A 25,580-nucleotide genomic window follows, 5' to 3' on the forward strand; every position below is an offset into this window, starting at 1 on the left:
ATGGTTAAAATCCACCAAACACAATAAAGATACACGATTATGAGCCGCGAAAACAACGTCAAATCCAAAGACCTACACCTCATCAACGACCTCAATGCCGCCCTTCAAAAAGAAAAACACAGCGGCCAATTTTGGGTCATCATCCTATTCTTCCTTTTCCTGATTGTCTTCGTCGTCTGGGCATACAACAGCCCTGTCGAAGAAGTGACCCGCGGCAACGGCAATATCATTCCCAGCAGCCGTGAGCAAGTAATCCAAAGCCTCGACCCCGGCATCGTAACCGAAATCATGGTTAAAGAAGGCGACATGGTCGAGAAAGATCAGATTCTGATGAAACTCGACGACACGCGCAGCTCTGCCGTTTTACGAGAAAGCGAAGCCAAAGTCGAAAACCTCGAAGCCACTATTGCCCGTCTTAAAGCCGAAGCCTACGGCATCAAGCTCTCCTTCCCTGACAGCGTGAGCCCTGAGCTTCGCCGTCGCGAAATTGCCGCCTACAAAGCACGCCGTCAAGCCATGACCGATGCCGTCAGCGGCCTCTCCCAAAGCAAGGCCGCGCTTGACCGCGAAATCGCCATTACCGCACCGATGGTTGCCGAAGGCGTGGTTTCCGAAGTCGAACTTTTAAGAATGCGCCGCGATTCCGCAGACTTGGCCACCCAAATCTCCGAACGCCGCAACCGCTACAAAGCCGATGCCAACAACGAACTCTTGCAAGCCGAATCCGAGCTGGCGCAATCCAAAGAAAACGTTGCCATGCGTGCCGATCCGGTTGAACGCTCGCAAATCCGTGCGCCTATGCGCGGCATCGTCAAAGGCATAAAAGTCACCACCATCGGCGGCGTTGTGAATGCAGGCGAAGACATCATGCAAATCATCCCCGTTGACGACAAACTGCTGGTCGAAGCCTATATCCGTCCGCAAGACATCGCCTTTATCCGCGCAGGCCAACCTGCATTGGTTAAAGTCAGTGCCTACGACTACTCCATCTACGGCGGTTTGGAAGGCAAAGTTACCCTCGTCGGCGCCGATACCGTCAGCAACTCTATGCAAAACCGTGCCAACGACTTGAAACTTGACCCGAACCAAGTCTATTACCGTGTTCTCGTCCAAACTGAAAACAACTCCCTGAAAGACAAAAACGGCAAACCTATGCCGATTATTCCGGGCATGGTTGCAACGGTGGACATCAAAACCGGTGAAAAAACCATCTTCCAATACCTGATCAAACCGATTACGCGTATGAAACAAGCGCTAAGTGAACGCTAATCGATAAAACGATAAAAGGCCGTCTGAATATTTTCAGACGGCCTTTTATACCCAATAATCCTTACAAAACAACGGTCGGATAAGAGCCGACAACTTTGACGAAGGAAGCGTGTTCGCCCAAAAGCTGCAAGGCTTTTTGGACATTTTCATCGCTTTGATGGCCTTCGATATCGATGAAGAACAGGTATTCCCACAAAACCGATTTGCTTGGGCGGCTTTCAAATTTGGTCATGGAAATACCCAACTCGGTGAAAGGTTGCAACAAGGAAGTAACGGCACCGGCACGGTTGGGTGCGGAGACGACCAAAGAGGTTTTATCATTGCCGCTGCGGCCGGTTTCTTGATGGCCCATCACCAAGAAGCGCGTGGTGTTGTTTGGTTCGTCTTCGATACACTCGGCGGCAAAGCTCAACTGATAAATTTCCGCGGCGATACGTCCGGCAATAGCGGCCACATTCGGGCTGTCAGATTCGGCAACCAAACGCGCTGCTTCGGCATTGCTGGCTACGGCGATACGTTCCGCATTGGGCAGGTTGCGGCCGAGCCAGTCGTTGCATTGCGCCAAGGCTTGGGCATGAGCGAAAACTTTGGTAATGCCGCCGATTTCGTAGCTGTCTTTACGCAACAGGTTGTGATGAATGCGGACAACCACTTCGCCGCAGGCTTTCAAAGCGGTTACGGCCAGCAAGTCCAAAGTGCGCCCCACCGAACCTTCGGTCGAGTTTTCCACCGGCGCCACCAAATAATCGGCTTGGCGCGTTTCAACTTGTTTAAAGCAGTTGTCGATGGTGGTACACGCCATGGTGTGTGCGGCGTGGCCGAAATGTTTGATGGCGGCTTGCTGGGTAAATGTTCCCTTCGGCCCTAAATAGGCAATCGTCAGCGGACGTTCTACCGCCAAACATTCGCTCATAATCTCGCGAAACAGCCGGGTGACCGATTCATCAGGCAAAGGGCCGCGGTTCAAATCCTGAATCCGGCGCAAAACGGCCACTTCCCGCTCAGGACGGTACACCGCGCCTGTCCCTTTCAATTCGCCGATAGCATGCGCATGACCGGCGCGCTCGTTGAGCAAACGGAGGATTTCCGCATCGATACTGTCGATGGCATTGCGGTGCGGCAATAATTGTTTGTCTATGGATAAAGGCATAAGCTGTCTCGCAATTTTGTGAGGGATATTTTCATTTTAACATTAAAGGCCGTCTGAATTCCGTTTTCAGACGGCCTCAACACTATCTTTATCTAACTTTATCGTCTATCAGGTTTGCAAACGCTGCCAATTCCATCATAATTAAGCCTTTTGAACGACAAGGCCTATTCCATGCACTCAAACGGACTGTACACCCGTTTTCTGCCCGATGAAGAAGCAACCCTGAAACTGGGTGAAGAATGGAGCAAGCAGCTTTCCGCTCCGCTGACCATCTATCTTGAAGGCGGGCTGGGTGCAGGCAAAACCACGCTGACACGCGGCATTTTGCGCGGACTGGGGCATACGGGCGCAGTCAAAAGCCCGACTTACACCATTGTCGAATCTTATCCGCTGGATGCATTCACCCTCCACCATTTCGACCTCTACCGCTTTACCATGCCCGAGGAATGGGAAGATGCCGGTTTGGACGAATTGTTTGCGCCCGACAGCATCTGCCTCATCGAATGGCCGCAGCAAGGCGGGGAATTCACGCCTCCGGCAGACATTACCATTACATTGACGTACACCGATAAGGGCAGAACCTGCACCTTTTCCGCCCACACAAACCAAGGCCGAAAAAGTTTAGAATCATGGTCAAATTAACTAGAAGACACATTCTCCGTCAAGGCACAGGACTACTTCTCACCCTCACGCCCGTTGGTGCCGCATTGGCCAAACCGGCCTCTCCTGCGCAATTCCTTGCCGTCCGCATTTGGCCGGCGCACGCCTACACACGCGTTACCCTTGAGAGCAACCACTCGATGAAATACCAACATTTTATGTTGGACAACCCCAGTCGGTTGGTCGTGGATATTCAAGGAGCGGAAATCAACAGCGTCCTGCAAGGCATTTCCAGCAAAGTGCTGTCTAACGACCCTTTTATCCGCAGCATTCGCGCCGGTCAAAATACGCCCAACACCGTGCGTATCGTCATCGACCTCAAACAAAGCACCCATCCGCAAGTCTTCGCACTCGCACCCGTCGGCAACTTTAAAAACCGCCTGGTTATCGACCTTTATCCGCACGGCGCAGATGCCAACGACCCGATGATGGCCTTGCTCAACGGCAATATCCCCAAACAACGTCCGAATACCAATATCGCATACGACACCCCTGCCCCTAAAAGCAATCGCGGCAGCGGAGGCAACCGCCGTCCTGTGATTATGATCGATCCCGGTCATGGCGGCGAAGACCCCGGCGCAATCGGCCCGAGCGGCCTCAAAGAGAAAAACGTCGTACTCTCCATCGCACGCGAAACCAAGAAACGCCTCGAAGCCTTGGGTTACAACGTATTCATGACGCGCAACGAAGACATCTTTATCCCATTGGGCGTACGCGTTGCCAAAGGCCGTGCGCGTAATGCCGACGTATTCGTATCCATCCACGCCGATGCCTTTACCAGCCCGTCCGCTCGCGGTACCGGTGTGTATATGCTCAATACCAAAGGTGCGACCAGCTCGGCGGCAAAATTCCTTGCCCAAACCCAAAACAACGCCGACGCCATCGGCGGCGTACAAACCAGCGGCAACCCCAATGTCGACAACACGATTTTGGACATGACCCAAACCGCGACCCTGCGCGACAGCCGCAAGCTCGGCCATTCCGTCTTGACCGAATTAGGCAAGCTCAACCAGTTGCACAAAGGCCGCGTTGACGAAGCCAACTTCGCCGTCCTCCGCGCGCCGGATGTTCCGTCCATTTTGGTGGAAACCGCCTTCCTCTCCAACCCTACCGAAGAGCAGCTGCTCGGCAGCGAATCCTTCCGCCAACAATGCGCCCAAGCCATTGCCACCGGTATTCAAAAATACATCAATACCGCCGTTTTACGACGCGGATAATGGCTTGATAAAACAAAGGCCGTCTGAAAAATTTTCAGACGGCCTCATCTTTTAAACCAATCTATTTAACCGCACTTCCCTACCGCGGCCGGATACACCGACACCTTCGTCTGTGTCAATGCAAACAGGTTTTCCAACTGCGTTTGCGCCTGACGGTTGGCATGTTCCAAAATCTCAGCCTTACATGCGCTTTGCAATACCTGCCGTTTCGCCTCTTCCTGCACCGTCTTAAATACCGACTTATCCATAGGCAGCAAATTAAACGAGCCGGTCTGAATATCGTACACTTCGATATTTTCCAAATCCACGCTCAAGATTTCCACCGCCGGCAGACTAATCAATACCTTGTCGTCCACAATATTGACATTGTCCGCGCTCAACTTATCCAAATCCAAACCGGCCAACACCTTGCCGCGTACAATAAAAATACCGCTTTGCGAATCCTGCCATAGCCTGCGCCAATCCCCTTTTTTCTCCGTACGGATAATCGTATCGATATAAAACGCCGTACTTTCCAAGCGGTTCATCTGCTTAATCTGCATCAAAACCCCCTCACGGGACAAAACCTGATGTTCTTCGTTCTGACTATGCAGGGCATAAAACCAGCCGCCCGCAGCCGTCAGCGCACACAACACCAGCACGACCAATCCGCGCCCAAGCATTTTCATTTCAAACATCCCCCGTTAAAATAATCATCAAAACATTCCCTATATTCTCTCAAAACCGTCAATTTCAAGCCATACCCAGGCCGTCTGAAACATTAAAACTTATTACCAAAAAGTAATAAAAAAATCTCAACAAACAAAGTTTGCCTTTTAGTAAAGACAAGACTACAATCCATTACACACAATTCAATTTCATCTCATCATGAATACCACCGACCTGCGCCGCCACAACCTGCGGCAATGGATAACACAACACCACAACGGCCAGCAGACCAAGTTTGCACAAGCCATCGCCATCAACCAAGGCGAGCTGTCCGCCCTGCTGAAAAACAAATCTTTCGGCGAGAAAAAAGCCCGAAAAATCGAGCAGGCAGCCAATATGCCTGACATGTGGCTGGATCAAGACCACCAAGACCGCCACGCCCCCACCATCAGCCAAGAAAGAAATACCATGTCCCACATCTCCACCATCCCCGAAATCCTAGCAGACATCAAAGCCGGCAAAATGGTCATCATCACCGATGCCGAAGACCGTGAAAACGAAGGCGACTTGCTGATGGCCGCCCAATTCGTTACCCCCGAAGCCATCAACTTCATGATCAAAAACGCGCGCGGCCTGGTCTGCCTGCCGATGGACGGCGAAATGGTCGAAAAACTCGGCCTGCCTATGATGACCCAGAAAAACGGCGCGCAATACGGCACCAACTTTACCGTCTCTATCGAAGCCGCCCACGGCATTACCACCGGCATTTCCGCCGCCGACCGCGCCCTGACCATTCAAACCGCCGTTTCCCCATCCGCCAAACCAGAAGACATCGTCCAACCCGGCCACATCTTCCCACTGCGCGCCCAAAAAGGCGGCGTACTCGTCCGCGCCGGACACACCGAAGCCGGCGTTGACCTGGCACAAATGAACGGCCTGATTCCCGCCGCCGTCATCTGCGAAATCATCAACGACGACGGTACCATGGCGCGTATGCCCGAACTGATGAAGTTCGCCGAAGAACACAATCTCAAAATCGGCACCATTACCGACCTCATCGAATACCGCAGCCGTACCGAAAGTCTGCTTGAAGACATGGGCAACGCACCCGTACAAACCCCGTGGGGCGAATTCCAACAACACGTTTACGTCGACAAACTCTCCGGCGAAACCCACCTCGCCCTCGTCAAAGGCACCCCAACCGCCGACGAAGAAACCCTCGTCCGTGTCCACGAACCCTTCAGCGTGATGGACTTCATCCAAGCCAACCCGCGCCATTCATGGTCGCTGCCCAAAGCCCTTGAGCGCATCCAACAAGCCGAAAGCGGCGTAGTCATCCTCCTGCACCGTACCGAAGACGGCGCCACCCTGCTCGACCGCACCCTGCCCAAAGGCGCAAACCAAGCCTACAAATGGGACAGCAAAAGCTACGGCATAGGCGCGCAAATCCTTGCCGGCCTCAACGTCAAAAAACTGCGCGTCCTCGGCCAGCCTTCATCCTTCACCGGCCTCACCGGCTTCGGCCTCGAAGTCGTCGGCTTTGAAGAAGCCGAAAAATAATCTTGCTTGATTGATTCTCAAAGCAAATAAAACAAAAGGCCGTCTGAAAATTTTCAGACGGCCTTTTCATCTCTCTATTTATCTGAATATTATCCAAAAAAAATTATGATAAAAACGACTATTTATTAAATTATTTCAATAATGATAAGAATAATCAATTATAATATAAATATTAATAATATTTAAAAATTTTATATTTTTTATATAAAAGAGTATTTTAACCTCTTATATTAAGTTCTTAACAAAGAGAAACTATGTCTGCTTTTACTCCCAAACCCAAAATAATCATTCTCAGCCTTGCCAGCGCATTCAGTACATTAACCGTTGCTGATACCATCGAAGCCTCAGATCGACCAGAACAATACCAGGAATTGGATACTGTTGTTGTCAGTGGCAAACGTACCAACGACCAAAAAGGCGCGGACGACGTGTATTACAAAAACGTCTCCAACGCCTATATCGGCAAGGAATACCTCGAACGTTATCGGATCAATGCCGCCGGCGACGTGCTCAAAGGCCTCAACGGCGTGTATAACATGAACACCCGCACCGCCGGCGGCGCGATTACGCCCAATATACGCGGCATCACCGGCAAGGGTCGCATCCCCGTTACCGTGGACGGCACCGAGCAGACTATCGACGTATGGATGAACAACTACGGCGTGGGCGACCGCAACTACCTCGACCCCGCCCTGTTCCGCAGCATCGCGGTGGAAAAAAGCCCCGCCCTCACGCGCGGCGTGAAATCGGGCGTCGGCGGCGCGGTCACCATCCGCACCATCGAAGCCGACGACATCGTGCCCGAAGGGCAGAAATTCGGCTTCCAGCTGAAAACAGAGTTTTCCAACAACAGCAACAAACAGGCCAACAACCTCAACCAATGGCTGGGCTGGGAAGACTACCGAACCCTGCCCTTCGGCGCGACGGCGGACGGCGCGGGCGGCGGCGTCGACCCGCATACCGGCCAGCAAAGCCCGCAGGCCTTGGTGGCCGACGGCCTGACCCCGCCCAAACATAAAAGCGGCCGCGACAATTGGCGCTTCGGCGGCGACCGCAGTTATATGGCCGCCGCCGCCTTCAAAACCGAACTTTCAGACGGCCTGGCCGCCTACAGCTACCGCGACAAGGGCAACTACTTTGCCGGACGCAAGGGTGCGGAAGGCTACCTGCACAATCCGGTATACGACCTGCAAAAATGCTACGACCAAGGCGGCAGCGATTTCAACTGCAAAAACTCCGCCACCTTCGTACCCAATATGGCCAAGGTCTACCATCCCGGTGTGGAAGTGTTCAACAGCAACATCAGGACCAAAACCCTGCTGCTGAAAAACAACTGGCATCTACCCGGCAGCCACAACCTCGGCTGGCAGTATATGCGCACCGACGTGCGCTTCGGCGAAATCAACCCCTTCCACACCACCTATGTGATGAATATGGAAGAGCATAATCCCAGCGGCCGCCCCAGAGAACTGTCGCCGCAGGCGCAGAGCATCGATTCCACCATCCGCACCGACACCTACAAGCTCGGCTGGGCCTGGAAGCCCGAAAACAGCCGCTGGCTGGACCTGCAGGCCAACCTGTGGCGCATCAAAACCAACTCCACCCGCCACCAGAGCGGCGGCATGGATTTGTCTGTCGCCCGCCCCGACCCCTATTACGATGCCTGGTACTGGTGTACCAAACGCGGACAACTTCCGCCCGATTATGCCGACAACTACAGCAGCTGCGGCAGCCTGCTGGACGATTACGGCATCAACGGTTTGAGCAAAGAAGAAGTGATGAAAATCCTGCCCAACGACAACGGCCAATACCGCGTGCTGTCCGGTGCCGAGCAGAAAACCCGCGTCAGCCGCACGGGCTTCGACCTGAACAACCGCTTCCGCCTGCATCCGCGCCTGAACATGACCCTGTCCGCCGACTATCAGAACGAGAAGCTGGAAGAAGAAGTGGAAGTGGTCAATTCGCAGGATATGTTCAACCTGGCCGGCATGGCCACCGGCATGACGAAAATTGCCGGCCCGCGCGGCGGCAAACGGCGCGAATGGGGGGGCAACCTGGTATTCGACTGGCAGGCCACCGACCGCCTGAAAATCTCCGCCGGCATCCGCTACCACAATTTCAGGGGCTTCGATACCGCCCTGGCCGAAGGCCGCGCCCGCCGCGACCCGCGCTATCAGGCCGGCGGCGGCGGGCACGGCACTTATTCGGACGGCGTGTACATCCCATATTTCGAGCTGGTTGGCGATCAGGAGCGGCGCGATTGGGAGGCGGTATCCGAACAGAGCCGGCGCGCCTACCAGTCAGGCAATGATGCCGCCATCGCCGCCGCTGATCGGGCCATGCAGGCGCACGGTGCACGCTATAATATGCCGAAATATAGTAGTGATGGTACTTACCGGGTTGAGGATCAATACAGCTATATCGGCAGCGACGGGCTTGTTTATTATAACGGTCGGGGTCATAATAATTCTCAAAATCAACCGTTGTACCGGGTGCGCCCCGTATACGTGCCGTTTGTAAACGGCAAGCTGGACAGCGGTTCTCTACCCAAACATTTCCATGATTTTGTGAAAAATTATCAGGAAAAGGTTGCCAATCCGCAGGGATTGAATCAGGCACATTACCGATATTGGGCAGTGCCGGGAAATCCTGAGAACTGTATAAGAAATAGCGTAATAACCTGTCTTGATCATTACAAAGCAGGAAAACTGTCCAATATGGGTGTCGGTTATCCGGAAACCGGCGGTGATACCGGATCAGCCCATAGGGTTATCAACAAACACTACACCGAAGAGCAATACTGGGCGCAGCCCAAACCGATACGCGCCCATGCCTGGGCGCCGACCGTCGCCGTCAGCTACGACCTGACCGACAACAACCGCCTGTTCGTGCGCTACGCGCAGATGACCCGCTTCCCCAGCGTGTACGAAGTCGGCAGCTTTTACAACGACCTGGCCTATGTCGGATCGCCCAAAGCACCGAATTTCCGCTTTAAGCCGGAACGCAGCCGCAGCCTGGAAATCGGCTACAACTTTAACTTCGCACCGCACTTTGCCCGGCTGCGCCAAGGCGATATGCGCCTGACCTACTACCGCAACCGCATCCGGAACGTGATCGAGACCACCGACCATTTCCGCACCGTGCAATACGACAGCAAGGATACCGCCGGGCTGGAATGGCAGGGCCGCATCGACAGCGGCCGCTTCTTCGCCGCGCTGGGCGCGACCTACCGCCTGAAACAGCAGATGTGCGACCGCGACACAGCCTTCGATTTCGACCCCTACGGCTACAAAGGCATACCGGTCTGCATCGAAGGGGGCTACGGCAGCACGCGCGGCTACCAGGCACTGCAGCCGAAGTATTCGGTCAACCTTGATGCGGGCATGCGCGCCTTGGGCGAGAAACTCGAATTCGGCCTGCGCGGCATCTACCACAGCCGCGTCAATACCAAGCAATACGACCAACTGTTGAAGCGGGGTTTGGGGCATATCTTCAACAGCACCGGCAAGCCCTACCATTGGAACCCCTCGCTGACGTGGGACGTGTACGGCCGTTATCAGGTGCACAAAAACCTCAACGTCAACTTAGGCATCACCAACCTGACCAACCGCTACTACCTTGACCCGATGAGCAACGTGCCCGCACCCGGGCCGGGCAGGACGGTTACCTTCGGGCTGACGGCGAAATTTTAGCCGGACGGATAACGACAGGCGCGGCAAACGCGCCGGACATAGGGATACACAAACCAAACCGCCCCGCAGGGGAAGGCTTTTTGCCGTTTTTTCCGCCAGCCGGCGGCAATAAAGCGGATGTTTGTTGTTATTCACTTAATGTTAAAAAGGAGACTTATTATGTCTATCTTCAAACAAACCCTGTTGGCCGCAACGCTGTGCGGCATTTTCGGCGTAGCCGCCGCCGCTCCGGAAGGTGATTCAAGCCAAAAAAGGAAGGATAGAGATTGGACAACAGTCAAACCAGGTGCCTCCAGTTGGCAACCCTTCGGTGCTGGCAAGGCAGGCTTGGCATTCAGTACCGACAACGGCCATAGTTGGTCAAACTCCATCAATCTGGAAGACGGCCCGGTTAAACATATCGGTATCAAATATAAACAGGGCACACAGAAAGTTCCGATTAACGGCAACGACCCCTATGCCAATGTTGATGGCACACGCAATCCGCAGTATCTGCGCTTGGGTGATGTGAAACCGGTTATCGGCTGGTTCTACAACCCGAAACTGGGTCAGGTGTGGTATGAAAACCGCCACAACAACACCGAAGTGTACAGCGTGCGCCAAATAACCGAGCCGAAACTTCCCTTTGCACCGAAATTCGGCGGCTTGGTGATTGCCAAAGTGCCCGGCATGGGCGGCAGCGACGGCAACGTCTTCTTCGGCGAATGGGCGCCGCGCAAAGGCAACCCGCCCGACAACAGCACGGATTTGAATATGGCGGACGGCAAACGCACCGTTTGGTATGTAGGCGACAACCCGACCAAAAACACTACGGGCTTAGCTACTGCCACCTATAATGTTGTCGGCATCAACAAGCACACGCCGGGCAAAAACGATTTCTATACCGGTGAAATCACAGCCACATTCGGTACGAATAAATTCGGTTCTATGAGCGGCGCACTGAAACGCGCAGGCGATAATGATTTGAGCTTTGATGGTGTTGAAATTAACAATTCAAAAGGTACATTCAACAGCGGTGCAGCCAATAACGAAGGCATCAAAGGACAATTCTACGGCAATGGCGCGGCAGCCATGGCGGGTTATGCCGAACGCGGTAACGGCGTAGGCGACGACGTAGCCTTCGGCGGCGCGAAAAAATAACCTTGCCCGCTTACGCGATTAGGGAATGCCGGTGTTTTCGGCGTTTGGCCGTACGTTCCCGCAATCAGGAAAACCGCCGTTTTTTAACCGCAGCCGCAGTAGGCATAAATATACTGCGGCTGACCTGTTTCCGAAGTGCCGTGCAAACCTGCATTGCCTTGCGGAATTTCTGTTTTTACTTCTTTCAGACGGCCTCCCCGCTCCAAAGGACCCCATCACATGACCCACCGCCTCTGCCTGCTTTTCCTGCCACTCTGTACGGTCTGCCTTGCCGCCCCGTCCGACGATGCCGCCGACGAACGCCGCCGCCTGCTGGACGAGGGCAGCCGCCAAACGCAGCAATACCGCGAAAGCGGTTGGCTGGACACGGAACAGGCACGCGGGGAAGTAGAGGAAAACGACGGCTACATCATGATAGACGGTGCAATCTACCAAGTCGGCGATACGGCGGAAGAACTGGAAAGCGCGATTTACCACGCCCTCAATGCGCGGCAGTGGCACAAGGTGCGGCAGTTCACCACCCGCTACGCCAAACTGCCGCAGCACAAACCCGCGCTGATTCATTTGGCCGATGCGCTGCAAAAACGGGACGAAGGGGATTTCCGCGCGGCGGGGAACAGTTTTCAGACGGCCTTGGAAGCCGAACCCGACAACCCCCGCCTGCTGCTCGAAGCGGGGCGGTTTTATGCCGAAGACAACCAAAACAAAGAGTCCGCCGCCGCGTTTGGGAAAGTTCTGAAAACGGATATTCCCGCAGAAACCCGCCCCATCGTGGAAAACTACTTGTCCGAACTGGGCAAACGCCGCCGCTGGCACGGCCAAATCAGCCTCGGCTACGGCTACAACAGCAACGTAAACCAAGGCAACGGCATCAACCAATGCGTGTGGGAAATCGCGGGCATGTGCCTGATGGAGCGCACCCTGCCCGCGCCAACGGATTCGACCTTCTCATCCTATAGCGCGACCGCCGAAAAAACCGTCCCGCTCAAAGGGCATCACGGCTTACAGGTGCGCGGTGTGCTGTACGGCAACCGCTACACGGAAAAAGACAAAGATTCGGCAGCCATGCCGGATTACGGCTATCACAACAGTTCGCTGTACGCGGGATATGCCTATGCCGACGCACGCTCCTCCTTTTCCCTGCTGCCCTATTTCGAATACGACTTCCGCAACCGCCACACCCACTACCGCGCATGGGGTGCGGATGCCGACTGGTCGCACACACTCTCCCCGCGCTGGCGTGTCAATGCCCGTGCCGGCGCGAAAAAGACCGGATACGGCGGACAAAGCAAAACTTATTTTGCCGACTACAAACAATACGAACTGGGCGCGGGGGCGGAATTTTCCATCACGCCGAAAAGCGGCCTATTTGCCAACTTCGATGCCGCCCGCAAAGCCTATCCCGAAAAATCCTCTTCCAGCAAAGAATATACGGCTCGGCTGGGCGCATACCGGCTGTTTCCGGGCGGTACTTATTTAAACGCCATCCTGCTCTACCGCCGCAGCCTGTATGACGCGGCAAGTTTCGTCAGCGACAACAGGCGGCGGCGCGACAAGCAATACATCATGATGGCTGCGGCGGGTTTTCCGCAATGGAATATCAAAGGCGTATATCCCGAACTGCGCTTCCGCCGCACAATCGCACGCAGCAACGCGGTGTATTACCGCTACCGCCAAAACGAATGGCTGTTGGGTTTTAAATATCGGTTTTAAATTGAGTCATTTAGAAATACGCTAAAACAGCGATATAACCATGCTGTTTTACTCGTTTCTATATCATGCCGTCTAAAAAAGCCGATACACCTTTCCGATGTATCGGCTTTCGCTATCTGCTTAACGCTTAATTTCTGCCGGGCAATTCTTTTTCGCTCAATGGTTTGATGTACCAAATATCGCGGCAGTAGTCGGCGATAGAGCGGTCGGATGAGAAGAAGCCCATGTTGGCGATGTTGATCAAGGCTGATTTGCGCCATGCGGATACGTTGCGGTAGTGTTCGTCCGCTTTGTATTGCGTGTCAATGTAGCTGCGGAAATCCGCCATCAGCTGATAGAAGTCGCCGTATGGTTGCAACACGTCGTTGTAGCGGTTTGGCTCTTCCGGAGAGAAAGTGCCTTGGCTGATTCGATTGACGACGCGGCGCAGGTCGCTGTCTCGCTCGATATAGCTCAACGGGTCGTAACCGTTGTGGCGGATTTCTTCGACTTGTTCTACGGTGTTACCGAAGATATAGCAGTTGTCAGCACCGACTTTTTCCAAAATCTCAACGTTCGCGCCGTCCAGTGTGCCCATACAGATTGCACCGTTGAGGGTAAATTTCATGTTGCTGGTACCGGATGCTTCCGTACCTGCCAGTGAGATTTGTTCGTGCAAATCGGCAGCAGGAATGATGATTTGTGCAAGGCTGACGCTGTAGTTCGGGATGTAAACGACTTTAATCAGGTCGCGGATACGGGGGGCGTTGTTGATGACTTTGGCAACGTCGTTAATCAGTCGGATGATTTTCTTCGCCATGTAATAGGCGGAAGCGGCTTTACCGGCAAAGATGAACACACGCGGCTGCCAATCGAAATCCGGGTTCTCTAGGATTTTGTTGTAGCGGTCAACGATGTGCATCACGTTCAATGCTTGACGTTTGTACTCGTGGATACGTTTGATTTGGATGTCGAAAAGTGCATCGGTGTTAACTTTGATGCCAAGCTCGGTTTCGATGTATTTGGCAAGGCGCTCTTTGGCGGCTTTTTTCACTTCGCCGAATTCTGCCTGTACGGAGGCATCGTCCACTTTATCGTTGAGCTTGGTCAGGTTGTCCAGATGCAGACGCCAGTCTTCGTTGCCCAGATGTTTGTCCAAGAATTTGGTCAAGCCTGGGTTGGCGATGTTAATCCAGCGGCGCGGGGTTACGCCGTTGGTTACATTGGTAAAGCGTTCTGGGAACACTTTGGCGAAGTCGGCAAAGATGGATGTGGTCATCAAATCGGAGTGGATTTTGGCCACGCCGTTGACTTTGTGCGAACCGATTACGGCAAGCCATGCCATGCGGACGCGACGACCGTGGGTTTCGTCAATGATGGATACGCGGCGGACAAAGTCGTCGTCGAAGTTACCGATGGCGCGTAAGGCATTGAGGAAGTAGGCGTTGATTTCAAAGATGATGTCCAAATGACGCGGCAGCAGGCGGCCCATCAAATCGACCGGCCAAGTTTCCAAGGCTTCGCTCATCAATGTGTGGTTGGTGTAAGAGAAAATCTTGCAGCACATATTCCATGCTTCGGTCCACGCAATGCCTTCTTCGTCAATCAGGATGCGCATCAGCTCAGGAATCGCCAGCACGGGGTGGGTGTCGTTCAGATGGATGGCGACTTTGTCGGCAAGGTTTTTGATGCTGGGGAAACGGCATTTATGGCGCGCTACGATGTCTTGTATGGATGCGGAAACCAAGAAGTATTCTTGTTTCAAGCGCAATTCACGGCCGGATTCGGTAGAGTCGTTCGGATACAGGACGCGTGAGATGTTTTCATCGCTGTTTTGCGCACGGACGGCGGGAGCGTAATCGCCTCGGTTGAAGTCGGTAAGGTCAAACAGGTTGCCTGCGTGTGCAGTCCACAAGCGCAATGGATTGGCACATTCGCCGCCATAGCCCGGAATGATTTCATCGTATGCCCAAGCGGAAATTTCTTCGCTCGGCTGCCATTCTTTTTTGTCGCCCAAGTTCAATACTTGACCGCCGAAACGGACGGAATATTGTTTGTTCGGACGGGCAAACTGCCATGCCAAATCTTGGTCGAGCCACAAATCGGGTTTTTCAACTTGTTGGCCATCCACGATTTCTTATTTGAACATACCGTATTGGTAACGGATGCCGTAGCCCATAGCAGGAATGCGCAGGGTTGCCAAAGAGTCGAGGAAGCAGGCGGTCAGACGGCCCAAACCGCCGTTACCCAAACCCGGATCTTCTTCTTGTTCGCAGACATCGGCAAATTCTTTGCCCAGTTGTTTGAAAGCTTCTTCAAATTCGGCGTAAACACCTTCGTTAATCAGCGCGTTGACAAACGAACGGCCGAGTAGGAACTCCATAGACAGGTAATAAACCATGCGTTTGCCGTTGTCGATGTGGGCGCGGCGTGTTTTGAGGAAATCTTCCGCAATCAGGTCACGCGCGGCAAGCATGGCGGCGTTGAGCCATTGATGTGAAGTTGCCTCCTTCGGATCTACGCCTAAGATAAAAATCAGCTTGTAAACGATGGATTTACGGATGGTTTCGGCGTCCGGTTTAGGCATTACATAATCGTAACCGGAGATGGGGAGTTTTTTCTTAGCCATGGAAGCCTTTCTCTAGCGTGAGGCACTGGACAACGCGCCTGATGGTTTTATTAAAAACAACAAAACTCGGTTTTCAGACGGCCTGACAACAGCAACAGGCCGTCTGAAAGGAATAACAAGTAGGTTTGTTACATAACAAGGGAATTATAGCGAAAAGATTTAAAAAAATGATATTTTTCTTTATAAAACATTTAATTAACAATTAAACCATTAATCATCTTATCGGCATTTTCCATTTATACCACTAAGCCACAAACTAACAAATACCAACAAAATGTCAAAGGGTTAATTAAATAATGGTTTGATTATCATTTACTTTATTTTATGCAAAATCCAAATCCCCATATGTTCAACAACACATTTTCCTGATTCTTCGTAATTTAATTTCTATGATGGTACGCAAGAAATCTCCCAATTACCTTACCGTTGGATAAAAATAAGGAGGCAAGCAACGCTTTGGAAGTGTATTCGCGGTTGAGCAAAACCTCTTCATCATCGGTTTCGCCTTCTACGCCGTGGTTGTAGCTGATGTTTTCATTATGCCCGTCGCGGTTGTTTTCACCGTTGGCTTCGTTGTGTTTTTCGTTGTAGCTGACCAAATCGCGCAGAGTGAAGCCATCGTGTGCAGTAATGAAGTTGATACTGGCAGACGGTCGGCGGCCGCTGTGGTTGAAAATATCGGACGACCCGGCCAAGCGTTCGGCAAATGCGCCCAAATTACCGCTTTCCCAAGACCAAAACGGAAGCCGTCAACATGAAACTCTTCGGCCCAATAGCGCAGGCTGTCTGCCGCCCAACGGGTAACGTCGCGACGGACAATATTGAGCGTATTGCCGCAACCTGACCAGTTTTCATAGCTGCAGTAAGAGGTGTGCCAATACCATAAGGTGTTGTCGATACCGCGCTGACACAGCATCGGGCCTTTGTCGTCCTGCTCTGCCGTGTGGTTGTACACGATATCCAAAATCACTTCCAAACCTGCCTGATGCAAGGCTTTGACTGCCTGTTTAAACTCCGCCGCCGCACGCTCGGGATTATCGGCATAAGACGGCTCGACGGCAAAATGGGAGTAAGTGTTGTAGCCCCAATAATTGCTCAAACCCATCTGCTGAAGATGGTATTCGTCCAGATGATAATGAATCGGCAGCAGCTCGACCGTCGTCACCCCCAATTCTTGCAGATAAGCCAAAAACCGTTTATCACTCAAGGCCTTATAAGTGCCTGCATATTTCAAATCGGGGAACTGCTTGGTAAACCCTTTGACATGGGCTTCATAAATAACGGTTTTGCCCCACGGTATCTCCGGACGGCAATCTTTGGCCCAATTAAATCGGCTGCGTCCGATCACGACGCTTTTCGGTGCAACGGCGGCATTGTCGCGTTCATCTTCCGGCCTGAACCATGCCATTTCTTCGGCGGTACGGTAGCTTGGTTTGCCGTCAATTTTTTTGGAATACGGGTCAATCAGCAATTTGTTGGGATTAAAACATGAGCCGTATTCTGCGTTTTCACGTCCATACACACGAAAACCGTATCGCTGCCCTGCCTTAACGTCCGGCACGAATCCGTAAAATACCGAACCGCGCCGCGAAGGCATCTCCAAACGGGTTTCTTTATCTTTATCAAACAGACACAATTCTACCTTTTCAGCATTGATGGAAAACAAGGCGAAATTCGCGCCCTTGCTTGTCAGGGTCGCGCCCATGGGATAAGGCTTACCTTCCTCGATATGCCATGATTTGGCAGTCATAGAATGATTCCTTGGTATGTATTTGGTTTCGTGTCCAATATAAGGCCGTCTGAAAATCTTTCAGACGGCCTTGAGTCATATTGATGTCACTATCTTTTAATTCTCAGCTGATTAGGCCGACATAATGCCCACCCTCAAAGTTGATTTACGCTTCGTCTTTGACTGCCGCCTGATACAGGTAAACGGTTGCCAACGGCGGTACGGTAACAGACAGGGAATTTGGTTTGCCATGCGACCAAACTTCTGCTGTCTCCACCGTTGCGCCGGCAGAAACGCCGCTGCCTTTGTAATGCAGGTCGTCTGAATTGAGGATTTCGCGGTATTCGCCGGCAGAATTCACACCAAAACGGTAGCCTTCACGCACCACAGGCGTGAAGTTGCTGATGACGATAACACGGTTGCCTTCGCGGTCACGGCGCTCGAAGACGAATACAGAATTGTCGCCGTCATCGACAACCAACCACTCAAAGCCTTCAGGCCATTGGTCGAGCTGGTAAAGCGGCGCAGTGTCTTTATAGACATGGTTCAACTCGCGTACGAAGTCTTGTACGCCTTTGTGCCAGCCGCCCTCTTGCTCCAGCAGGAACCAATCCAGTCCTTCGTTGTAGTTCCACTCTCGGCCTTGTGCAAACTCGCTGCCCATAAACAAGAGTTTTTTGCCGGGGAAGCCGTACATAAAGCCGTAGTAGGCGCGCAGGTTGGCAAATTGTTGCCAGCAGTCGCCGGGCATACGTCCGAGCAGCGAGCGTTTGCCGTGGACAACTTCGTCGTGCGAGAGCGGCAGGACGAAGTTTTCGCTGTATTGGTACATCATGCCGAAGGTCATTTTGTTGTGGTGGTATTTGCGGTTGATAGGGTCTTCCATCATGTAGCGCAAGGTGTCGTTCATCCAGCCCATATTCCATTTGTAACTGAAGTTCAAGCCTTCTTGACGGGTTACGTTGGTGAACGAGGTGGATTCTTCGGCGATTTCGGTGGCGGAGGGGACGACCTCTTTCAACATGGTGTTGGTATCGCGTAGAAAGGCGATGGCTTCGAGGTTTTCATGTCCGCCGTATTGGTTGGGTATCCACTCGCCGTCTTTGCGCGAGTAGTTGCGGTAAATCATGGAGGCGACGGCGTCCACGCGGATACCGTCGAAGCCGAAACGTTCTATCCAATACAGGGCATTGCCTTGCAGGAAGTTTTTGACTTCGTTCCTGCCGAAGTTGTAAATCAGGGTGTTCCAGTCTTGATGGTAGCCTTCGCGCGGGTCGGCGTATTCGTACAGCGCGGTGCCGTCAAACTTGGCAAGCCCGTGGTCGTCGGTTGGGAAGTGTCCGACCCCCCAGTCGAGGATGACGCCGATGCCTGCATCGTGTGCGGCTTTAATCAGGGCGCGCAATTCGTCGGGCGAACCGAAACGGCTGGTCGGCGCATACAATCCGGTCGCCTGATAGCCCCACGAGCCGTCAAACGGGTATTCTGAAACGGGCAGGAATTCGATATGGGTGAAGCCCATGTCTTTGACGTATGCAACCAATTCTTTGGCGAGCTGTTCGTAAGTCAGCCAGAAGTTGTTTTCGGGATTGCGTTTCCACGAACCCAAATGCACTTCATAAATGCTGATGGGCGCGTCAATGGCGTTGGCGCGGGCGCGGAAGTCGGGTGCGTCCACTTTTTCCGGTAAACCGCGCACGACAGACGCCGTATTCGGACGCAATTCCGCGCCGAAGGCATACGGGTCGGTTTTTTGCTGCACATCGCCGTTGGCATCGCGGATTTCAAATTTGTAGAGGGCGTTGAGTTTGACTGCCGGAATAAAGATGTCCCAAATGCCGTTGTCGCGGTGGAAACGCATCACATGGCGGCGGCCATCCCAGTTATTAAATTCGCCGATAACGGAAACGCGTTGCGCATTTGGCGCCCATACGGCAAAGCGTACGCCCTTCACGCCGTCCAACTCGGCAAAATGCGCGCCTAAAGTCTCATAAGGACGCAGGTGCTTGCCTTCGGCCAACAGCCAGGAATCCATGTCTTGCAACGCAGAGCTGAAATGATAAGGGTCTTCTTCAATCACAGGCTCGGAGTCTTCGGTATAACGGATACTCAAAGCGTAATCGGGTGCATCATCGGGCAAAACAGCCACAAAGAAACCGCGTTCATCAATTTTTTCAGACGGCACGATGAGTTCGCCGCTGCGGCGGTTCACAATATTCACACTTACTGCGCCGGGAATCAAAACGCGCACCACTTCATCGCCCTCTGCAAGGCGGTGTCGTCCCAGATAAGCGAACAAGTCGCTGTGGGTGGCAAGAAACAGGCTTTCGACCGTATCGCGCTCGATTTGGTCAAGTTCATGATAAGCCTTGATTTAGCTGTTTGTTTTCATGCGTACCTCGTCAATAATGGCAAGTTGGCCGCCCATGAGGCGGTGTTGTAGGAAATCTTCCAAAGAAACCGGCATTTTTTGCGCCCAGTTCGGATAACCGTCCGGCACGCCGGGGACATTCAAATTGTCAATGATGCCCAGCAGGTTTTCCAGTTGTACGGCGTAAAGCTTGCTGCGGCTCAATGCGCCGTATTTGTGCAAAGCCGCCAGCAAAGTTTCATCGGCTTTTGCCGGCATTTGCACGTCTGCACCCAGACAGCCGGTATATTTCAATTTGTCCAGCAAATCGGCTTTATCGTGTTCGCGCTCATCCAAGGCCGTCTGAAAAGCGGCTGCATCAGGCAAAGTACCGAGTTTGAACATCGTATCCAAATCTTTGCCCATCCAATAACCTGCCAGCGGCGCGACATCGTGGGTACTGATGACCGTAATCGCCTGCTCAGGGTATTCTTCAGGCAGTTGGAAACCGTTCCAGCCCTTGCTGAAATACATCACTTTGTAGGAGAACACTTGATAGCGGTTGAGCAGATAACGCGCTTGATCGGGTACCGTACCCAAATCTTCGCCAATGATGACGCAACGGTTTCGCTGGCTTTCCAAAGCCAATATGGCAAAAGTCACTTCAGCGTCGTAATGCACGTATGCACCGAAATCTGCTGTTTTATCGTTTAAAACCCACCACAAACGACACAGCGCCATCACATGGTCAATCCGCAACACGCCATACAGACGCATGTTTTCGCGCAACAGATGGGCAAACTTTTCATAGCCCGTATGTTTCAACATCGACGGATTAAGCGGTGGCAAATTCCAATTCTGCCCTGTCGGCCCCAAAGGATCGGGCGGCGCGCCGACCGATACATCCATACAATAATCTTGGTGGTGTAACCAAGTATCCGCGCTGCCGCGCGCCACGCCGACCGCCAAATCGCCGTAAATACCGAGTTTGACACCGTATTCGGCAGCGGCTTGGTTGACTTCTTGCAATTGCTCCGCGCAAAGCCATTGCAGCCACATATAAAAACGGATTTCACGTTCATGGCTGCGCGCGAATTTTTCTACTGCTTCGCCATCAGGTTGATGAAATTCAGACGGCCATGACTGCCAACCCACTTGTCCGGGACGGCTGTAATACTGGTCCAAAGCCTCAAACAAACCGAAGCCTTGCAAAGCCTTGCCTTTTTCTAATACAAATGCTTCAAATGCAGCGCGTTCATTTGCCGCAGCTTCGCAAGTATCTTGTTCAAACGCGTTAAACGCCATATGCAGCGCATCACGCTTGCATGCCCAAACCGCCGTATAAGTCACCGTTTCCGTAACACGCAAAGCGGCAATGCGCTGACGGATTTTCGGTTGTGCCAGCCAGTTTTTCAGTTGCTCGTTATAAGTAAACGCCCCGACTTTCTCAATATCCAAATAAATCGGATTAAGCCATTCGCGCGAAGAAGGGCTATACGGGCTGGCAAAGGCAGGCTTGCTGGTAAACAAGGCGTGCAAAGGGTTGATACCGACAAAATCCAGCTTTTTCTCTGCCGCATATTTCATCAGGTTCAGCAAATCGGTAAAGTCGCCTATACCCCAGTTGCGCTCGGAACGCAGGCTGTACAAATGCATGGTCAAACCATTCATCCGACCGCCATTGGCAAGCAGTTTGGGTTGGTAAACCGATTCAGGCGCAACAATCAGGCGTACAAGGCAACATTTTCCGCCGGTCTTGGCCGACAAAGTGTAATAACCGCAAGCCAGTCGGGGCAGCTTAATCCAAAGCGTATCGTTGTCGCCCGGATATAAAGTCAAGCTCTGACACTCATCCGCCTCATCAATCAATACGACCGCTTCCGCACCATGAAATTCAGACGGCATCTGTAAAGATTCTTCGCCGTTTTCATGCGCGACCATCGTATTCAGATAAAGGCCGTCTGAATCAGCTTTGCTTTTGTCCAAAACAGCAACGACCGATTCCAACACTTCAGGTTTGGTCGCATGATATGTACCGTTGATGTCGTGGTAACCTAAATCAATACCGGCCGCTACGGCCTGCTGCTCCAATGTTTCACTCATTGCATTCTGCCTGTTTTACCAATATCTGAATCTTAATACAGATTGTGTCGCACCGTTACATGTAATTCATTGTAATATCTAACAAAATCCATATTTCCCTGCTTGATTTGACCTGCGCCAAAATTTCCTATTTATCTGTCTTGTAAAAACTTAAGGCCGTCTGAAAAGGAAGGTTTCATTCCTTTTCAGACGGCCTTTATCATGCTTCAAGCCTGATTAGTGGTGGTGATGACCGTGCGGGCCATGTACGTGACCGTGGGCAATTTCTTCCTCAGTCGCATCGCGCACACCTTCAACAGTCGCTTTGAACAATACTTTCATACCGGCCAAAGGATGGTTGCCATCCACTACGGCTTTACCGTCAGCAACATCGGTTACACGATAAATCAATACATCGCCTGTTTCCGGATCATCGGCTTCAAACATCATGCCGACTTCAACTTCAACAGGGAACACGCTTACATCTTCAATACGCACCAGCTCAGGTTCTTGCTCGCCGAAAGCATCATCAGGCGACAAAGCTACTTCAACGGTATCGCCTACATTTTTGCCGTGCAACGCTTCTTCCACCAAAGGGAAAATACCGTCATAACCGCCATGCAGGTAAGCAATCGGCTCTTCAGTTTTGTCCAACAGCTGGTTGTTTGCATCGTACATTTCATAATGCAGGGAAACTACGGAATTTTTAACAATAGACATCATGTCGTCCTTAATCAATATTTAAAAGTCAAGTTCAGGCTATTTTATCACAGCTGTAACTAAACAATCGGCTTACCTTAAACAAATACTTTTGGTAAACACAACAAAACCAAAAAAGCCCATATAAAAAACAAAATTGAATGATTCCAATCCATAAAAGTTGCTTTTTCACAACACAAAGTTGCTAAATTACAAAAAATTCCCCAAACGCAAAAACATTCTAAATCCTTAAAACCAACAACAGTTAAAAATAATCAAATTATTGAATATAAACAACTTTTAAAATTTTCATTAATTATGAATATTTTTAGATGATTTTTTACCTGCCTCCCTGATTTACATTATTTTCGCTAATTTTGTATTGATTTTAGTCCGCAAACGGTTAAGCAACGTTGCATTGGCCTACCCCGTGGGGCATAATAACGAAAATTCAGCAATGAATTTCTACTGTACAGGCCGTTTGACGGCTATTTTTAGTTTAAATCGATTTAAAAAAGGTCCTCAAAAATGAAAAAATCTCTGTTCGCTGCTGCTTTGTTGTCTTTAGCTTTGGCCGCTTGTGGCGGTGCTGATAAAGCTGCTGAAACTGCCGCTTCTGCTGCTTCTGAAGCCGCAGCTTCTGCTACTGAAGCTGCTGCATCTGCTACTGAAGCCGCTGCTTCTGAAGCTGCTAAATAATATTCTTTTGAATATAAGAAAAGCAGGATACCATTGTGTATCCTGCTTTTTTACATTTCTCACACTCCCCTTCCCGACTTTTCCGCCTGACTGCCATGCACCTTCACGACCGTTTTGCTGAGTTTCTTTCCGCCTCTGAAATCATTGAAGCTACTCCGGCCTTGTTAAACGACCAACGCCGCCGTTTTGTTTCTTCGCCGGATATTGTCTTACAGCCGAACTCTGTCGAGAGCGTGCAGAAAATCATGCGTTTCTGTTTTGAAAACCGTATCCGCGTAACCCCGCAAGGCGGCAATACCGGATTATGCGGCGCAACGGTAACCACCGAAGGCGTACTGCTCAATCTCTCCAAGCTCAACCGCATCCGCGATATCAACCTTGCGGACAACAGCATGACGGTTGAAGCAGGCGTAATTTTGCAAAATGCTCAAAAGGCGGCAGCTGAAGCCAGACGACTTTTTCCGCTCAGCCTGGCCAGCGAAGGCTCTTGCCAAATCGGCGGCAATATCGCCTGTAATGCCGGCGGTTTGAATGTCTTGCGTTATGGCAGCATGCGCGATTTGGTATTGGGTTTGGAAGTCGTTTTACCAAACGGCGAACTGGTTTCCCATCTTCAGCCCCTGCACAAAAACACAACGGGCTACGACTTGCGCCATCTTTTTATCGGCAGCGAAGGAACATTGGGCATTATTACCGCCGCCACACTCAAACTCTTTGCCCAACCCAAAACCAAAGCGACCGTATGGGTAGGTTTAGACGATATTGAATCCGCAGTCTCGCTTTTAACTGCGGCGCAAGGCCATTTTGCCGAGCGCTTGACCAGCTTCGAGCTAATCAGCCGCTTCGCCCTCGATTTATCTTCGGAATTCAGCCAACTCAAAAAACCTGCCGATGCGCAATGGCATATTTTGATTGAACTTGCAGATTCCGTTCCCGATGCCGGACTGGATGAAAAGCTTGCCGAATTTCTCTATCAAAACGGATGGGAAAACAGCATCTTGGCGCAATCCGAACAAGAGCGATCCGACTTATGGACCTTGCGTGAAAATATTTCCGCTTCCCAACGCAAACTCGGCACCAGCATCAAACACGACATTGCCGTCCCTATCGCCCAAGTGGCCGCCTTTGTCCGCCAATGCGCCCCTGCCCTGGAAACCCGTTTTCCCGGCATACAAATTGTCTGCTTCGGACATTTAGGCGACGGCAGCCTGCATTACAATACATTCCTGCCCAACTTATTGAGCAACGAAGCCTACCAATACGAAGACGCCGTCAATACCATTGTTTATGAAAACATCCTTGCCTGCCACGGCACGATTGCCGCCGAACACGGCGTAGGCATCATCAAAAAACATTGGCTGCCCCGTGTGCGTACGCAGGCCGAACTCATGCTGATGCATGCCATCAAAAATCAGCTTGACCCTTATGGCATTATGAATCCGGACAAACTCCTGCCTTCTCTGGATTAACAAAATACAAAAAGGCCGTCTGAAACATTTCAGACGGCCTTTTATCTTATTCAAACTATTTCAATGCCGTTTTCCAATCCAATCCGCCCAAGGAAGGTACCTGTATCACTTCATTGGTATCCAAATTGACCGCTGTCAGCTCTCCGCCCCACAACGCGCCGGTATCCAAAGCGATAACCTGATCGGTATTAACGTAGCCCAATGACGACCAATGTCCGAACACGGTAATATAATCCAAATTCTGCCTATTGGGCGCTTTAAACCAAGGGCGCAGGTAAAGCGGCATTTTTTTCAGAGTGGATTTATATTCATAATCCAATTCGCCTTTGTACGTCAGCGCACGCATACGGGTAAAGACGTTGATAATCATGCGTAGGCGCTCATAGCCTGTCAAATCGTCCGCCCACTCGGTCGGCTTGTTGCCGTACATTTTGCCAAAAAATTTCCTGTATTTTTTACCTTGCAATTCAGCCTCAGCTTCACGAGCAAGACTTTCAGCCTTATCAACCGACCATTGCGGCAAAATACCGGCATGCACCATCACATGTCTGTCACCGCGCACCAACAGCGGCTGATGACGCAGCCAGTCAAGCATGGCATAACTATCGGGATGGGTCAAAATCGGCTCAACCGTATCACTGCGCTTAAGCGTTCCTTCACCGCAACCGACTGCCAAAAGATGTAAATCATGATTGCCCAAAACCATTTGCACACTGCTGTCATGCTCTTTGGCAAATTTCAGGGTTTCCAAGGACTTCGGGCCGCGATTGACAATATCACCAACCAGCCAAAGGGTGTCCGTACCATGATTAAAGCCGATTTTGGCAAGCAATAAAGTCAGCTCGTCAAAACAGCCTTGAATATCTCCGATTGCGTAATGTGCCATTATTATTGT

General features: G+C 51.7%; 14 protein-coding genes and 3 pseudogenes. 9 read left to right on the plus strand and 8 right to left on the minus strand.

The genetic code is table 11. The annotated features are described in order from the left end of the window. Positions 1–39: 39 nt before the first annotated feature. Positions 40–1,269: an HlyD family type I secretion periplasmic adaptor subunit gene (locus tag HMPREF2872_RS10555; protein WP_070633467.1), complete on the plus strand. Its 1,230-nt coding sequence runs from the start codon at positions 40–42 to the stop codon at positions 1,267–1,269. Positions 1,270–1,330: 61 nt separating this feature from the next. Here HMPREF2872_RS10555 and pheA read toward each other — a convergent pair whose 3' ends face one another. Continuing rightward, entirely contained in the window at positions 1,331–2,419 is a 1,089-nt protein-coding gene (pheA, locus tag HMPREF2872_RS10560; protein ID WP_070633471.1) for a prephenate dehydratase, read from the minus strand. Positions 2,420–2,590: 171 nt separating this feature from the next. Between pheA and tsaE the strand changes: the two genes are divergently transcribed. Beyond that, positions 2,591–3,061, plus strand: a complete 471-nt coding sequence (gene tsaE, locus HMPREF2872_RS10565; RefSeq protein WP_070625833.1) for a tRNA (adenosine(37)-N6)-threonylcarbamoyltransferase complex ATPase subunit type 1 TsaE — start codon at positions 2,591–2,593, stop codon at positions 3,059–3,061. Next, positions 3,049–4,296: an N-acetylmuramoyl-L-alanine amidase gene (locus HMPREF2872_RS10570; protein WP_070633473.1), complete on the plus strand. Its 1,248-nt coding sequence runs from the start codon at positions 3,049–3,051 to the stop codon at positions 4,294–4,296. The genes tsaE and HMPREF2872_RS10570 overlap by 13 nt, the downstream gene beginning before the upstream one ends. 65 nt (positions 4,297–4,361) lie before the next feature. On the opposite strand, the gene HMPREF2872_RS10575 is transcribed toward HMPREF2872_RS10570, so the two are convergent. Further along, positions 4,362–4,964 (minus strand): DUF4230 domain-containing protein, encoded by a 603-nt coding sequence (locus HMPREF2872_RS10575; RefSeq protein ID WP_070633512.1) that lies wholly within the window; start codon positions 4,962–4,964, stop codon positions 4,362–4,364. A gap of 196 nt (positions 4,965–5,160) precedes the next feature. Between HMPREF2872_RS10575 and ribBA the strand changes: the two genes are divergently transcribed. The 3 genes from ribBA (at position 5,161) to HMPREF2872_RS10590 (ending at position 11,336) form a co-directional block, all read left to right on the plus strand. Next, complete coding sequence (ribBA, locus tag HMPREF2872_RS10580; RefSeq protein ID WP_191620530.1) at positions 5,161–6,504, plus strand: bifunctional 3,4-dihydroxy-2-butanone-4-phosphate synthase/GTP cyclohydrolase II; 1,344 nt, start codon at positions 5,161–5,163, stop codon at positions 6,502–6,504. Between the two features lie 254 nt (positions 6,505–6,758). Further along, positions 6,759–10,196: a TonB-dependent receptor domain-containing protein gene (locus HMPREF2872_RS10585; RefSeq protein WP_070633474.1), complete on the plus strand. Its 3,438-nt coding sequence runs from the start codon at positions 6,759–6,761 to the stop codon at positions 10,194–10,196. Positions 10,197–10,355: 159 nt separating this feature from the next. Continuing rightward, complete coding sequence (locus HMPREF2872_RS10590; RefSeq protein ID WP_070633477.1) at positions 10,356–11,336, plus strand: Slam-dependent surface lipoprotein; 981 nt, start codon at positions 10,356–10,358, stop codon at positions 11,334–11,336. 83 nt (positions 11,337–11,419) lie between these two features. On the opposite strand, the gene HMPREF2872_RS12110 is transcribed toward HMPREF2872_RS10590, so the two are convergent. Next, entirely contained in the window at positions 11,420–11,542 is a 123-nt protein-coding gene (locus tag HMPREF2872_RS12110) for a hypothetical protein (protein ID WP_283119022.1), read from the minus strand. A 13-nt stretch (positions 11,543–11,555) separates the two neighbouring features. Here HMPREF2872_RS12110 and HMPREF2872_RS10595 point away from each other — a divergent pair, with 13 nt between their 5' ends. Next, positions 11,556–13,049 (plus strand): porin family protein, encoded by a 1,494-nt coding sequence (locus HMPREF2872_RS10595; protein ID WP_070633478.1) that lies wholly within the window; start codon positions 11,556–11,558, stop codon positions 13,047–13,049. A gap of 127 nt (positions 13,050–13,176) precedes the next feature. On the opposite strand, the pseudogene HMPREF2872_RS10600 reads toward HMPREF2872_RS10595, so the two are convergent. The 4 genes and pseudogenes from HMPREF2872_RS10600 to HMPREF2872_RS10615 all read right to left on the minus strand — a co-directional run bounded on the left by HMPREF2872_RS10600 (position 13,177) and on the right by HMPREF2872_RS10615 (position 22,538). Next, a pseudogene (locus HMPREF2872_RS10600) lies at positions 13,177–15,657 on the minus strand (glycogen/starch/alpha-glucan phosphorylase). 312 nt (positions 15,658–15,969) lie between these two features. After that, positions 15,970–17,407: pseudogene (locus HMPREF2872_RS10605) on the minus strand (alpha-amylase family glycosyl hydrolase). A gap of 145 nt (positions 17,408–17,552) precedes the next feature. Further along, a pseudogene (glgB, locus tag HMPREF2872_RS10610) lies at positions 17,553–21,839 on the minus strand (1,4-alpha-glucan branching protein GlgB). Positions 21,840–22,055: 216 nt separating this feature from the next. Further along, positions 22,056–22,538 carry an FKBP-type peptidyl-prolyl cis-trans isomerase gene (locus tag HMPREF2872_RS10615; protein ID WP_070633479.1) on the minus strand — a complete coding sequence of 161 codons (483 nt, stop codon included), beginning with the start codon at positions 22,536–22,538 and terminating at the stop codon, positions 22,056–22,058. 507 nt (positions 22,539–23,045) lie between these two features. Here HMPREF2872_RS10615 and HMPREF2872_RS11810 point away from each other — a divergent pair. Further along, entirely contained in the window at positions 23,046–23,216 is a 171-nt protein-coding gene (locus tag HMPREF2872_RS11810) for a hypothetical protein (protein WP_168164764.1), read from the plus strand. Between the two features lie 95 nt (positions 23,217–23,311). Then, positions 23,312–24,685, plus strand: a complete 1,374-nt coding sequence (locus HMPREF2872_RS10620) for an FAD-binding oxidoreductase (RefSeq protein WP_070633480.1) — start codon at positions 23,312–23,314, stop codon at positions 24,683–24,685. A gap of 55 nt (positions 24,686–24,740) precedes the next feature. On the opposite strand, the gene HMPREF2872_RS10625 is transcribed toward HMPREF2872_RS10620, so the two are convergent. Further along, a complete protein-coding gene (locus HMPREF2872_RS10625) occupies positions 24,741–25,571 on the minus strand; it encodes a symmetrical bis(5'-nucleosyl)-tetraphosphatase (protein ID WP_070633481.1) in 831 nt (276 codons plus the stop codon). Positions 25,572–25,580: the final 9 nt, after the last annotated feature.

Source organism: Neisseria sp. HMSC069H12 (genome assembly GCF_001812735.1).
GTDB classification, from domain to species: Bacteria; Pseudomonadota; Gammaproteobacteria; order Burkholderiales; family Neisseriaceae; genus Neisseria; species Neisseria subflava.